13 protein-coding genes are annotated in these 12,345 nt (G+C 42.6%); 8 read left to right on the plus strand and 5 right to left on the minus strand.

Annotated features, from left to right (window positions below):
• Positions 1 to 73: 73 nt before the first annotated feature.
• The gene (locus FTU39_RS05885; RefSeq protein WP_180051854.1) at positions 74 to 325 is read left to right on the plus strand and encodes a hypothetical protein; all 252 of its coding nucleotides are present in this window, start codon (positions 74 to 76) and stop codon (positions 323 to 325) included.
• A gap of 137 nt (positions 326 to 462) precedes the next feature.
• Here the strand turns inward: FTU39_RS05885 and FTU39_RS05890 are convergent, their stop codons facing one another.
• Together FTU39_RS05890 and FTU39_RS05895 are read right to left on the minus strand one after the other, a co-directional pair.
• Positions 463 to 1,596 (minus strand): hypothetical protein, encoded by a 1,134-nt coding sequence (locus tag FTU39_RS05890; RefSeq protein WP_180051855.1) that lies wholly within the window; start codon positions 1,594 to 1,596, stop codon positions 463 to 465.
• Positions 1,597 to 2,004: 408 nt separating this feature from the next.
• A complete protein-coding gene (locus FTU39_RS05895) occupies positions 2,005 to 3,717 on the minus strand; it encodes an electron transfer flavoprotein-ubiquinone oxidoreductase (RefSeq protein WP_004975965.1) in 1,713 nt (570 codons plus the stop codon).
• Positions 3,718 to 3,912: 195 nt separating this feature from the next.
• On the opposite strand from FTU39_RS05895, the gene FTU39_RS05900 reads away from it, so the two are divergent.
• The 5 genes from FTU39_RS05900 (at position 3,913) to FTU39_RS05920 (ending at position 8,303) form a co-directional block, all read left to right on the plus strand.
• Positions 3,913 to 4,524: a DUF1285 domain-containing protein gene (locus FTU39_RS05900; protein WP_004975967.1), complete on the plus strand. Its 612-nt coding sequence runs from the start codon at positions 3,913 to 3,915 to the stop codon at positions 4,522 to 4,524.
• Between the two features lie 46 nt (positions 4,525 to 4,570).
• Positions 4,571 to 5,446, plus strand: coding sequence for a glutamate racemase (gene murI / locus FTU39_RS05905; RefSeq protein ID WP_004975969.1), 876 nt, complete (start codon positions 4,571 to 4,573; stop codon positions 5,444 to 5,446).
• 86 nt (positions 5,447 to 5,532) lie between these two features.
• Complete coding sequence (locus FTU39_RS05910; RefSeq protein WP_096901324.1) at positions 5,533 to 6,561, plus strand: DUF4062 domain-containing protein; 1,029 nt, start codon at positions 5,533 to 5,535, stop codon at positions 6,559 to 6,561.
• Positions 6,562 to 6,626: 65 nt separating this feature from the next.
• A complete protein-coding gene (gene hemH / locus FTU39_RS05915; protein ID WP_104852985.1) occupies positions 6,627 to 7,640 on the plus strand; it encodes a ferrochelatase in 1,014 nt (337 codons plus the stop codon).
• Positions 7,641 to 7,658: 18 nt separating this feature from the next.
• A complete protein-coding gene (locus FTU39_RS05920) occupies positions 7,659 to 8,303 on the plus strand; it encodes an MBL fold metallo-hydrolase (protein WP_178866025.1) in 645 nt (214 codons plus the stop codon).
• Positions 8,304 to 8,737: 434 nt separating this feature from the next.
• On the opposite strand, the gene FTU39_RS05925 is transcribed toward FTU39_RS05920, so the two are convergent.
• Complete coding sequence (locus FTU39_RS05925; protein WP_180051856.1) at positions 8,738 to 8,911, minus strand: DNA gyrase inhibitor YacG; 174 nt, start codon at positions 8,909 to 8,911, stop codon at positions 8,738 to 8,740.
• A gap of 86 nt (positions 8,912 to 8,997) precedes the next feature.
• Here FTU39_RS05925 and FTU39_RS05930 point away from each other — a divergent pair, with 86 nt between their 5' ends.
• The gene (locus tag FTU39_RS05930; RefSeq protein ID WP_257224400.1) at positions 8,998 to 9,690 is read left to right on the plus strand and encodes a tRNA (guanine-N(7)-)-methyltransferase; all 693 of its coding nucleotides are present in this window, start codon (positions 8,998 to 9,000) and stop codon (positions 9,688 to 9,690) included.
• A gap of 6 nt (positions 9,691 to 9,696) precedes the next feature.
• Positions 9,697 to 10,899, plus strand: coding sequence for a TIGR03862 family flavoprotein (locus FTU39_RS05935; RefSeq protein ID WP_104852989.1), 1,203 nt, complete (start codon positions 9,697 to 9,699; stop codon positions 10,897 to 10,899).
• A gap of 6 nt (positions 10,900 to 10,905) precedes the next feature.
• On the opposite strand, the gene FTU39_RS05940 is transcribed toward FTU39_RS05935, so the two are convergent.
• Both FTU39_RS05940 and FTU39_RS05945 read right to left on the minus strand, forming a co-directional pair.
• Entirely contained in the window at positions 10,906 to 11,460 is a 555-nt protein-coding gene (locus FTU39_RS05940; protein WP_180051858.1) for a hypothetical protein, read from the minus strand.
• Between the two features lie 14 nt (positions 11,461 to 11,474).
• Positions 11,475 to 12,251 (minus strand): class I SAM-dependent methyltransferase, encoded by a 777-nt coding sequence (locus tag FTU39_RS05945; protein ID WP_180051859.1) that lies wholly within the window; start codon positions 12,249 to 12,251, stop codon positions 11,475 to 11,477.
• Positions 12,252 to 12,345 lie beyond the last annotated feature (94 nt).

The following is a 12,345-nucleotide window of genomic DNA, read 5'->3' on the forward strand; positions in this document are numbered from 1 at the left end:
TCAACAATACAAAAAATTTCTGTAAAATCGTACATGGTAGTTAGAGCCTTTGGGTTGTGTCGTAACTTTCTAAATGGCTCTAACTACCTTTTTTTCAAGGGCTTTTCTTATCCGTAATTCGGGTTATTTAGATACCCATTATGTAGGCACAGCGGAGAAACTGAAGTTTGATGCATGGCATGCCGATCAAGGTCAATATCATGCTGCCTTAGGTTCACAACTTCACTTTGGACAACATAGTTTTCTCAATTTGAATTATGAATATAGCGGGCGATCACATAGCGACAGTCATCGGGTACAGTTGGCGGTAACGACTCGATTCTAATTGATCGTTTTATTCATGAGAAAGTCATGAAAAAGCGTAGATTTGCGTATGAATGAGAAGTTTGAATCTTGATTGAAACAGCCATGTAGATAAATCTGCATGGCTGTTTTTTAGATCACAGTCAAATGGACTGAGTTTTAGACCGCATAGCGACTCATTAAAGTCAGTGGTGCTTTGGACTGTAAATAATCGGCAGGAATAAATACGATATTGGCAGCGTGTTGCTGTGCTGCATCAATAATATGGTTGATCACATCGTCTGTGGCTTGTGCGCTGTCAGGTGCGTGCGCTTGATCTAGATAAATTCGTTGCTGGTCGGTATCGACCCAACCTGTCTGCATGTAGCCTTGTTGAACATATAAAGTATCGACATTATTTTGCAACACTGCCTGATAAATTTGCTGCAGATCGGTCACAACACGGTCACTGGCATAGAGTTCATCCAGTTGCTGCGCATGTTGCTGATGCAATTGTTGTTGATGGCTTTTTAGCTCGGTCTGAATACTGTCAATAATGTGTTGTGCGCTGCCTTGTTCTAGCTGAGTGACGTTATCTACACTGAAAATAATGGCATTGGGTTGGTCGCAAATAGATTCATAAAAACTGATATTGCGTCGATCACCCACAATGACCAAGCCCAATGGCTCACTGGCACGTACAGTTTGCACATTTTTATCGACACGGTTTAAAAACTCTTTGAGTAAACGGTCTTCATTGGCGGCTGTGGCACGTTCTGCACCGCTGGTGCTATATAAGTTATCATTTTGAACAGGAAATGCACCATGTGGCAGTCGTTCATTCAAGTCGCTGTCATCTACAGAAAACTCATGGATTACACGATCATTGGAGGCCTTAATCAGACGTCCAACTTCACGACTGATCACTACCACATAGTATTGCACTGCATAAGATAGCTCACGAATAAAATCACGCACTGAAAATTGTTGATCAATCACAATACGTTCTTGGGTAGGGAATGGCAGACGCAGTACTTGTGCACTGTCGGCTGTGGCAAAAATAGCCAGACTGTCTAAATGGTAGTTGGGATTCAAATCTTTGGTTTGACGATGAATCTGTTCTAAAATTTGTGCCACCAGACGTTTGTCATAGTCTGCCAACAGGCGTTCTTCGAGTTGTTTAAGTTGGTTTTTAAGAGCAATCACATCTTGCTGATTGTCTGGAAAGGTACGATGTGTGGGTAGAAATAAGCTGACTGCAGGTTGTGCCTGCACATTTTTAAGTTGGTTGAGGGTGTCTGTTAAATTAAGCATGTTGGAATTCCTCTTCTAATGAAAATAAGAAGAACAACCAAATGCTTGAGCAAGATAAAACTCAAAGTACTGCTTTATACTCCACTCAAGTCAGTTTTAGTCAGCATCTACAACATTTTGCTACCGTGCTAAGTGCTGCATAAAATGCCGAATAGCATTGTATAAAAGCTGACAAAACAACATTTTCGGTTGTTCAAGTCTGAAAAAAACGAAATAAAAAACTAAAAATAGAAAAGATAAAAAATAAGCAAAAACAGCATAACAAGGAAAGTTATTCAATCGCCTGCTTTTGAATAGAGAAATACCTGAAAAATGTAAGGGATTATGAGACCTTGGTAATTTTGTAAACTGTGTATAAAAAAGCAGTGCCGAGGCACTGCTTTTGGGTTTCTCAATTGCGATTCGCAATTACATATTCGGGTAATTCGGACCACCGCCACCTTCAGGTGTTACCCAAGTGATGTTCTGTGATGGGTCTTTAATGTCACAAGTCTTACAGTGAACACAGTTGGCTGCGTTAATCTGGAAGCGTTTTGAACCATCATCATTTTCCATGATTTCATAAACACCCGCAGGGCAGTAGCGCTGTGCAGGCTCATCCCATTTAGGTAAGTTTACGTTCACTGGAATAGAGGTATCTGTCAACTTTAAGTGTGCTGGCTGATTTTCTTCATGTACGGTATTCGATACGAACACTGAAGATAAACGGTCAAAAGTCAGCTTGCCATCTGGTTTTGGATAGTTCGGTTTAAAGCTGGTTGCATCTACAGTTTTGAGTGCGCTGAAATCAGGCACTAAATCATGCAAAGTAAATGGTACTTTAAACACGTTCTGGTCGATAAAGTTAAACGCACCACCCATCCATTGACCAAACTTATGCATTGCAGGGCCAAAGTTACGTGCGCTATAAAGTTCTTCTTTCAGCCAGCTGTTGTTGAATTTTTCAGTGTAAGCCGTTAGCTCTTTCACAAAGAAATCTTCGCCTTCAGTTACGCGAGCAATCGCCAAGTCACCGCCTTTTGCGACACCTGCAGCAATCGCTTCAAATACTGCTTCACCGCAAAGCATGCCAGACTTCATGGCGGTATGAGAGCCTTTGATTTTGGCAAAGTTTAAGAAGCCTGCATCATCACCAATTAAAGAACCACCTGGGAAGGTGAATTTTGGCAATGAGTTAAAGCCACCTTTGGTCACAGCACGTGCACCATAAGAAATACGCTTGCCGCCTTCTAGATACTGTTTAATTAGAGGGTGAGTTTTCCAGCGCTGCATTTCCATAAATGGATACATGTGTGGGTTGGTATACGACAAGTCCACAATCATACCCAAAGTCACTTGGTTGTTTTCTGCGTGGTATAACCACCAACCGCCTGAAGAACCTGTTTCACTTAATGGCCAGCCTGCACCGTGCATGACTAAACCTGGTTTGTGTTTTGCAGGGTCAATTTCCCAAAGTTCTTTAATACCAATCCCGTAGTGTTGCGGATCGGCATCTTTATCCAAATTGAATTGCTGGATTAAACGCTTACCTAAATGACCACGACAGCCTTCTGCGAAAATGGTGTATTTGGCATGTAGTTCATAACCCGGTGTGAAGTTATGCGTTGGCTCGCCATCTTTACCAATGCCCATGTCACCAGTTTGGATGCCTTTAACCGTACCATCGGCATGGTAAAGAATTTCAGATGCCGCAAAGCCAGGGAAAATAGAAACTTCTAATTCTTCGGCTTTTTGACCTAACCAACGCACCACGTTGCCTAACGAGATCACGTAGTTACCATCGTTATGCATGGTTTTAGGCACCATCCAATGCGGTGCTTGCTGAGCTTTTTCAGGTGACATCAAGAAGAAAGTTTTATCTTCAGTCACAGGCACATTTAAAGGCGCACCTTCTTCTTTCCAGTTAGGAAATAACTCGTTGATGGCGCGAGGCTCAAGAATTGCACCCGAAAGGATATGCGCACCAACTTCAGAGCCTTTTTCGACCACACAAACGGACAGATCATTTAAATTGTTTTCAATTGCAAGTTGACGAATTTTGATCGCAGCAGAAAGACCCGCAGGGCCTGCGCCTACGATGACTACGTCAAACTCCATCGATTCACGTTCGATGTGTTCCATGTAGGACTCCTCATATAATTGAAGGTGGCAACCGCATCAAGCAACGGTGCTGCCATGAGTATTTTTAGTTGCCAGACACAAATTTAATCGTGTCTTTTACAGTATGGGTAAGTATTGTGAGCTAGTATAGTTTTAAACCGAGTCTTAGCCAATTGGCTGAATCGTATTATTTTTCCGTCAGTAAGGTACTGCAGCATGAAGCATGACGATAATTCAATCAAACCGACAGAAAATGTAGCTACGGCTGATAATAAAAATTTAATGCACATTGCACAATATATAAAAACTGGACAGTCAGGTCACAAAAGATCAATCCCTCCTTTGGAGCAATGGCATCCAAAGCATTGTGGAGCAATGGATTTGCTGGTCAAAGCCAATGGAGAATGGTGGCACGAAGGTCAATTGATCAAACGTCAGGCATTGGTTGATCTGTTTTCTAGTGTGTTATGGAAAGAGCAGGGCAAGTTTTATTTAAAAACCCCAGTGGAACAAATTGAAATCCAGGTAGAAGATGAGCCTTTGTTCATCAATCAGGTTGATGTGGTCGAAATCGGACAGCAAAATTATATTCAACTTATCACTACACATCAGGATATTGTGATTGTTGATGCCGAGCATCCTATTTTTATGCGTGAATATGCAGGTGAGCTGCGTCCTTATGTGCATGTGCGTTTTGGTATTAATGCCCTGATTCAGCGTGCGGCTTTTTTACATTTGGTGGAATTGGGCGAGCTGAGTGAAAATGCGCAGGGCGAAACGATTTTATCGTTGAAAAGTGGTGATTTGCACTTGCATTTAAGCAGCTGAGGTTTAAGCTTTATTCATCCCATTTTGTATTGCTGAATCTCTTGCTATGACAGCCATTCATCCTGTTTCTCCCTTAAATCAAGCCATGCCAAAAGCACAAGCCAGTGCGCCAATTGGTATTTTTGATTCGGGCATAGGAGGCTTGTCAGTTGCCATTGAAATTGCAGAATATTTGCCCAATGAGCGCATCCTTTATTATGCCGATACTGCACATGTGCCGTATGGCCCACGTGATGATCAAAATATTCGAGAACTCACTGCAGCTGCAATCGAATGGTTATATCGACAAGGTTGTAAAGTTGCGGTCGTGGCGTGTAATACTGCTTCTGCTTTTAGTCTAGATTATCTGCGCGATCATTACGGCGAAGATTTTCCCATTATTGGTTTAGTGCCTGCTTTAAAGCCTGCCGTATTAAATAGCCAAAGCAAAACTGTGGCTGTACTTGCGACGCCTGCGACTTTTCGCGGACAACTTATTAAAGATGTGATGCAGCGTTTTGCGATTCCTGCTCAAGTGCAAGTCTTGAATGTCACCAATCTAGATTTAGTGCCTTTTGTTGAGCAAGGGGCGCAAATGAGTGAGGCATGTTTAAGTTCCTTACAGCAGAGTTTGCAACCTGTGGTCGATCAGGGTGCGGACTATTTGGTGCTCGGTTGTACCCATTATCCTTTCCTAAAACCTGCGATTGAGTCCATTTTTGGTCAGAAACTGACATTAATTGACTCAGGAATTGCCGTTGCGCGTCAAACTTCCCGCATTTTAATTAAAAATGAGTTATTATTTGAACAAAGTTTGGCAGATACTTTACAAATTGCGTGTTATGTCAGCGGGAACAATGCAGAACAATTAAAGCCCGTGTTGCAGCATCTTATTCCAGGCAATATTTCTTGGAGTATCGCAAATGTGAGTACTGTGGACTGACTTTAAGATAATTTTTTTATGATTGGGGAAAGGCATTACAAGTAGACGGTGACCGACTTGTAATGGCAATAGGAGAGGGGAAACCAATGCTCGATAAGCGCTATCAGGTCTTTATCTCGACGTCTGGGGCAGATATGCAGCCAGAACGAGTGATCTTGGCACAAACATTGGTGGGAATGGGTTTTTTTTCGTGGGGTTTAGAACAACGTACCCCACTCAGCACTGCATTTGCACGCCGTCAAATTGATGATTGTGATTATGTGGTGATTCTATTGGGCAGCCAGTACGGTGAGCAATCGGTGTCGGGCGTGGGGTATATGCATTTAGAGTATATTTATGCAGTCACCAAGCAAAAGCCGATCATTGTATTTATGCACGAAGACCCAGATTCACGTGATTCATCTTTACATGATGAAAAACCTGAATTGCGTGAAAAATTCAAAGAGTTCCGTAAATTATTACAACAAGAAGTCGATCAGGTGTTTAGCTACCGCACTCTGCGTGATTTAGAGCTTGCTGTCCGCTTTAATATGTCGCAAATGCTAGAACGTTATCCGACTTCTGGTTGGGTGCGCCCGCAAAATACACAAGCTTTGCATGATGAAATTGAACGTTTAAAAAGTAAGTTACGTCAGCTGGAAACCGATGTGGGACAGCGCGAAGCAGACCCGTTTCTAAGCGTATCTAAAGTGTCGATGAATGAATCATATCGTTTTGAATATCGCATGCATGCCTATCAGGATGGTAACTTTAGAGAGCTGAAAGTTGAGCGAAGTTTAAGTTGGGCGCAGTTGTTGGCAATTTTAGGCAATACTTTTATTCATCCAACCCCTGAAGAATATTTTTCGAAACGCATGAATGAATATTTGAATGAAACTGGTTTGGAGGATGCACGTCGGATCATGCCACGTGCGCATGCAGTTGCACGTGCCCAAATCAATATTCGGGCCTTGCATCAGATTAAAATGCAAATGCGTCAAAATGACTGGATTGTGCAGGCGGGGCGTGATGATCGTCAGCGGATGTTGTGGCAAACCACGGCAAAAGCGCAAAAACTTTTAGAGAGCAATTTGCTAGATACCGATCGGGTTTATTCATTTAAAACACCGTATTAATCTCTCAATACAGAGTGAAAAAACTGTTAAAGTAGTCGGGCTCAATCATCAGACACGAGGGCTGGATGTTGTCTACAGCAAAACCCAAAGTAACCGTTCTTTTAGCCAATTTAGGTACGCCTGATGAACCGACTGCAGCAGCGGTTCGCCGTTTTTTAAAGCAGTTTTTATCTGATCAGCGCGTGATTGAAATTCCCAAACCGATTTGGCAAATCATTTTGAACTTATTCATTTTGCCATTTCGTCCTAAGCGTGTTGCACATGCTTATGCTATGGTATGGCAGCAAGATTCACCCATGCGGGAAATTTTGTTGCAACAGGTTGATGCTTTAAAACAGCAGTTATTGCCGCTATATCCTGAGTTTGAATTGAATATTCTACCGGTAATGACCTATGGCAATCCGGGTATTCAACAGGCTTTGGCAGCTTTGAGTCAAAATCCTCAAGATCACGTGATTTTGTTCCCTTTATTTCCACAATATTCGGCAACTTCGACTGCACCTTTATATGATGCCGTTGCCAAATGGGTGCCACAGCAGCGTAATTTGCCGGGCTTATCCATCATTCGTGATTATTATCAGCATCCTTTATACATTCAGGCGTTGGCGCAAAGTGTGCGTGAATTTCAAGCCGAGCATGGTGTGGCAGAAAAATTATTGATGTCGTTTCATGGCATTCCACAGCCGTATGCCGATAAGGGTGATCCGTATGCAGAGCGTTGTCGGATCACGGCCAAATTGCTTGCCGATGCTTTAAATTTAAATGATGATCAGTGGGCAATTAGCTTCCAGTCACGTTTTGGCAAACAAGAATGGGTCAAACCCTATACCGATGTCTTACTTGAAGAATGGGGACAGCAGGGCGTGAAGTCGGTGCAAATTATGAGTCCTGCTTTTTCTGCAGATTGTTTGGAAACGCTAGAAGAATTGGCAATTCAAAACGCAGAATTGTTTTTACAAGCAGGTGGCAAAGAATATGCCTATATTCCTGCACTGAATACCCGTGCCGATCATTTGGATTTGCTCAAACATTTACTTCAAGCTAATCTTGATGCTGTAAAGCTTAACCTAAGCCATTAATTTTTGAGGTTCGCCACCATGTTGCAAGTCAAAATTGTTCCCGTCACCGCTTTTCAGCAAAACTGCTCGATTGTGTGGGATGCAGAAAGCAAAGAAGCAATTTTGATTGATGCAGGCGGTGAGCCTGAAAAGCTGAAAGCCGAAGTTGAAGCGTTGGGTTTAACGGTGAAAGCTTTGTGGCTCACTCATGGACATTTAGACCATGCGGGGGCTGTTGGTGCGTTGCAACATTACTGGAATGTTCCTGTGATTGGTCCACAGAAAGAAGATGCTTTTTGGTTAGATCAACTGCAAGAAGTGTCTGCACGTTATGGTTTTCCTATCCCTGAACAAGTCACGGTTACACAGTGGTTAGAGGGTGGTGAAGTGCTGCAATTGGGTCAAGAAAGCTTTGAAGTGCGTTATGCACCAGGGCATACCCCAGGCCATGTGATGTTTTATAATGCAAAATATGGCGTCTTGTGGACAGGCGATGTGCTATTTAAAGGCTCGATTGGACGCACCGATTTTCCACGTGGGAATCATCAACAATTATTAGATTCAATTCAGCGCGAGTGTTTTAGTTTGCCTGATGACACCCAGTTTATTTCGGGGCATGGGCCAATCAGCACCATTGGTTTTGAAAAACAGCATAACCCGTTTGTAGCAGGGCAAGCAGGTTAAAAGCAGTGTGTATTTATGCTTTAAGAAAAAGTCAGCAGTCGCTGACTTTTTTATTTGCGAAAGGGATTATTCAGCATTTGTTTGCTTTCAATTGCAAACAGCATTGTGAAAATTGTTAGTAAGATGCCTATGCACAGCATGAGTAAATCATGCGCGTACAGTCCAAAGCCTAAACTGCTGGTAGAGAGTAAAATACACAGCATTACAATTCCTTTTAACATGATTTCCATGGTGAAATGTTCCTAGGTTATTTTTTGCTTTCTTTATTGTTATGTGCAGTGACGGAGTCACGAATAGTGCAAAGTATAACCTGTGCTAATTCTGCTGAAAGCAATTATAGAACAACTAAATTTTGAATAATTTTTCTAAAAATGTGAAAAATTCCATGAAACTGTGTGTAGTTTTAGGCAATATTTGGCGTGGAAATTTATTGCTTATTCCTCAGAGTTTTCTGCTTGCGGAGCATCTTGGGTGGGTAAACGATACTCGTCATTTGCCCATGCGCCTAAATCAATGAGCTTGCAACGCTCAGAACAAAATGGACGAAAAGGATTGTCTTCCCATTGCGAAGGTTCACCACAACGAGGGCAAGGAAAAGTGCGTGGCATGATCAACTCCAAATGAAAAATGCAGGATTGGATTAGGCAAATAGCACCTGACTTGATAGACTTGTGCCGAATTTTGTAAGTTTGATCTGATTATGCCAATTCGTCAATTTCAAGCCCAGCGTATGCATGCCCCTCGTGATTTTCAAGCTATTGCCAATGAATCGATTTGTGTTGAAATTGGTGCGGGAAAAGGCAAGCATGCTTTATTATTTAGTGGGCAACATCCCGATAAAAAATTAATTGCGATTGAGCGTACCCGCGAAAAATTTGTAGCGATGCAAAAACAGCATCAACTTGAAGGTCAGCAGAACTTACAGATTGTTCATGCCGATGCGATTCCATGGATTGTGCATGCTTTATTTCCTGCTCAAGTCGAGCAATTCTTTATTTTATATCCGAATCCAGAACCGCATAATGCCACCCAGCGTTGGTTGAATATGCCGTTTTTTGAGTTTTTATTGTCACGCTTAAAAGCAGGTGGCAGCATTACTTTGGTGAGTAATATTCCTGAATATATTGCAGAAGCACAGCAACAGCTGATTGAAGTGTGGAAGTTGCCATTTATTCAGCAGGATGTTCCAGTAGATTCAGCACGCACTCACTTTGAAATCAAATATTTAGCACGTGGCGAGCGTTGTCAGGAACTGTTGATCACCAAACCAGTAGCTTATACAACCCGTTTTGATGATTTTCAGCCTTTGCAAGGACAGCAGCCAACTTTAACACCTGCTGCAGTTGAGGCGAAAGCGCTTGCAGATTCAAGTGCAACAACTGAGTAAACAGGCATGAAACAGCGCATTGCAATTATAGGAGCAGGACCAGCAGGGCTAATGGCTGCCGAAGTGCTGAGCCAGTATGCCTATGATGTGCATGTCTATGAGCAGAAACCTTCAGCGGCACGTAAGTTTTTGATGGCAGGTAAAACGGGGCTGAATATTTCACATGCCGAACTGATTGCACAATTTATTCAGCGTTATGATCGGGCGGAATGGTTGGCGCCGTGGATTCAACAATGGGATGCGGCTTGGATTCAAAACTGGATGCAGGGTTTAGGTATTCAGTCTTATGTAGGTTCATCGGGGCGAATTTTTCCACAAGAAATGAAAGCCGCACCTTTGCTACGCGCATGGTTAAAACGCTTGGTTGATGCAGGCGTGCAGTTTCATTATCGGCATCAGGTATGTGATTTAAAGAACAATCAACTCAGTATTCAAAATCTAAGTACAGCGCAAGTTGAACAACAGCAGTTTGCCGCTATTGTGATGGCATGTGGAGCAGTGTCGTGGTCAAAATTAGGTAGTGATGGTGCATGGCAGCGTTGGTTATCTGCCAATGAAATTCAGCCTTTTCAAGCCAGTAATGCAGGGGTGGAATGTCACTGGTCTAACTATATGCAGCCAGTTTTTGGACAACCTTTAAAACGTGTGCAAGCATGGGTGAAAGGCGCTGAAGCGAGCATGGGCGATATTGTGATTAGCCATTATGGTTTGGAAAGTGGCTTAATTTATAAGCAAGGGCGAGCATTGCGACAGTTGCAGCACGCTCAACAACCGCTGCAGTTACAACTCGATTTGCTACCCGATTTAACCGTTGAGCAACTCTACCAAAAGTTGCAACCTTCCAAAAAACAGTCTGTAAGCAATATTTGGCGTAAGGCAGGTTTGGATGCCGTGAAGTCTGCAGTCGTGCGTGAGTTGGTGGATAAAGCCCTTTGGCAGCAACCTATGCAATTGGCGCAGCAGATTAAAAATTTAACGGTGCCTTTAAAGGGTTTTCGTCCTATTGAAGAAGCAATTAGCTGTGCGGGCGGAGTCAAACGTGAGGTTTTATCTGCACAATTGCAGTTAAATTCCAATCCACACGTTTTTCTCTGTGGTGAAATGCTGGATTGGGATGCGCCAACGGGCGGCTATTTGCTGACAGCCTGTTTTGCTACAGGACGCGCTGCCGCTGAAGGAGTGCATCAGTATTTACAGCAGCGTCCGTAAAACACGTTATTCATCAAGTTGTGGATATTGCCCACGCCAATGTTCTAGTTGTTGCTGCGCCTGTAGCAAGTCTGCTAAGCCTTGCTGACGTTGTTCTTTACTGACAGGATAAGGTGCAGAAGTTGTATTTTGAGTTGCTAGATATTGCGCTTGCTGTTCCCAATAATGACTCATTAGGCCTTGAATATAACGCCCTTGCGGTGTCTTTAAATCCAGTTCTTTGAGCATACTCAAGGCAGATTGAATGTTGTCCTGCAGGCAATTTTGTGCAAATGCAGCATCGAGTTGTTGGCTTTCATGCAAGCGTTCTAACTCATCTTCCAAATCATTGCTCATTTGGTCATGGCGTTGTTCATAATCCATCAGCAATTGAATATCATGCGGGTCATCCGCAGTCATTTCAAAGGGCTGAATCGCGGCTTGCTCGACCTGAGTTTGCATGATTTGATCTTCAGGGCTGAGTTTGTCTGCATGTTCTACTTTGCTGCGCTCGCAAGCGCTGAGGGAGAACGCCAAAAAAATTGTTAAGGGAGCAATCGCGTGTTTAAAGGTTATTTGCATTTATTTGCTCCCTCTCATTCAACTTTTTGATAGACATACAAATGTGTGCAATAGGGAAATTCAATTTCATCTTGCACATGCTTATTCGTATATTCTAATACTAATTGTTCAAATTGTGTTTTGAGTTGTTGTTGCTGTTCAGTTGGCATTGCAGCAATGAAACTGGTCGAAAGCAAACGCTTAGATACCACTTGTTCGACTGTACCAACATGCGTGTGATGAAATTTCTGCTCGTGAGTAAGTTGGAATAAATCTGTATCGGCAAATACCTGACGCCAGTCCTGATTGTGAAAACGCGGTGTATCGCCCTCAAAAGGCAAAATCATCTTTGCCAGTGGATTGACCCAATTGACTGAAATATCACGTTGATTCCAAATTAACAGCAAATGACCTTGCGGTTTTAAGATTCGGTGAATTTCCTTTAAACTTTGCAGATTGGCAAACCAATGAAAAGATTGCGCACAGCTCACCAAATCTGCATATTGATCGTGCAGTGGTAATTGCTCACTTCGTGCTTGAATTGTCTTAACTTGTGGGTAAAGTTGTTCTAATTCGGCTAACATGCTGGCAATCGGATCTACCGCTATAAGCTGAGTTGTCAGTTTGAGCAAATGTGGCAGGAACTTTCCTGTGCCAGAACCCAAGTCTACAATATTGCTATTAAGTGGAACTTGGAGCTGATCTTGCAGGAAAACATCGACTTCTTGCGGGTAACTGGGGCGAACTTGTTGATATAGGTTTGCCCCTAAAGCAAAGCCTTGTTGTGCGGCAGGATGTAGAGATTGTGTCATATTTTGCGATTTTTAATCTGCTGTGCATCTATAAAATAACATATTCACTTTTGAACTTGCGTACAGTGTATTCAAGTTTAAAGTAACGGTTTAA

The organism is Acinetobacter sp. YH12099 (genome assembly GCF_013419195.1).
In the GTDB taxonomy this organism is placed as follows: domain Bacteria; phylum Pseudomonadota; class Gammaproteobacteria; order Pseudomonadales; family Moraxellaceae; genus Acinetobacter; species Acinetobacter towneri.

What these genes read in the sequence shown, in the direction of transcription:
- FTU39_RS05885 (WP_180051854.1), top strand. Translation starts at nt 74, where the DNA reads ATGGCTCTAACTACCTTTTTTTCAAGGGCTTTTCTTATCCGTAATTCG.
- FTU39_RS05890 (WP_180051855.1), bottom strand. Translation starts at nt 1,596, where the DNA reads ATGCTTAATTTAACAGACACCCTCAACCAACTTAAAAATGTGCAGGCA.
- FTU39_RS05895 (WP_004975965.1), bottom strand. Translation starts at nt 3,717, where the DNA reads ATGGAACACATCGAACGTGAATCGATGGAGTTTGACGTAGTCATCGTA.
- FTU39_RS05900 (WP_004975967.1), top strand. Translation starts at nt 3,913, where the DNA reads ATGAAGCATGACGATAATTCAATCAAACCGACAGAAAATGTAGCTACG.
- murI (WP_004975969.1), top strand. Translation starts at nt 4,571, where the DNA reads ATGACAGCCATTCATCCTGTTTCTCCCTTAAATCAAGCCATGCCAAAA.
- FTU39_RS05910 (WP_096901324.1), top strand. Translation starts at nt 5,533, where the DNA reads ATGCTCGATAAGCGCTATCAGGTCTTTATCTCGACGTCTGGGGCAGAT.
- hemH (WP_104852985.1), top strand. Translation starts at nt 6,627, where the DNA reads ATGTTGTCTACAGCAAAACCCAAAGTAACCGTTCTTTTAGCCAATTTA.
- FTU39_RS05920 (WP_178866025.1), top strand. Translation starts at nt 7,659, where the DNA reads ATGTTGCAAGTCAAAATTGTTCCCGTCACCGCTTTTCAGCAAAACTGC.
- FTU39_RS05925 (WP_180051856.1), bottom strand. Translation starts at nt 8,911, where the DNA reads ATGCCACGCACTTTTCCTTGCCCTCGTTGTGGTGAACCTTCGCAATGG.
- FTU39_RS05935 (WP_104852989.1), top strand. Translation starts at nt 9,697, where the DNA reads ATGAAACAGCGCATTGCAATTATAGGAGCAGGACCAGCAGGGCTAATG.
- FTU39_RS05940 (WP_180051858.1), bottom strand. Translation starts at nt 11,460, where the DNA reads ATGCAAATAACCTTTAAACACGCGATTGCTCCCTTAACAATTTTTTTG.
- FTU39_RS05945 (WP_180051859.1), bottom strand. Translation starts at nt 12,251, where the DNA reads ATGACACAATCTCTACATCCTGCCGCACAACAAGGCTTTGCTTTAGGG.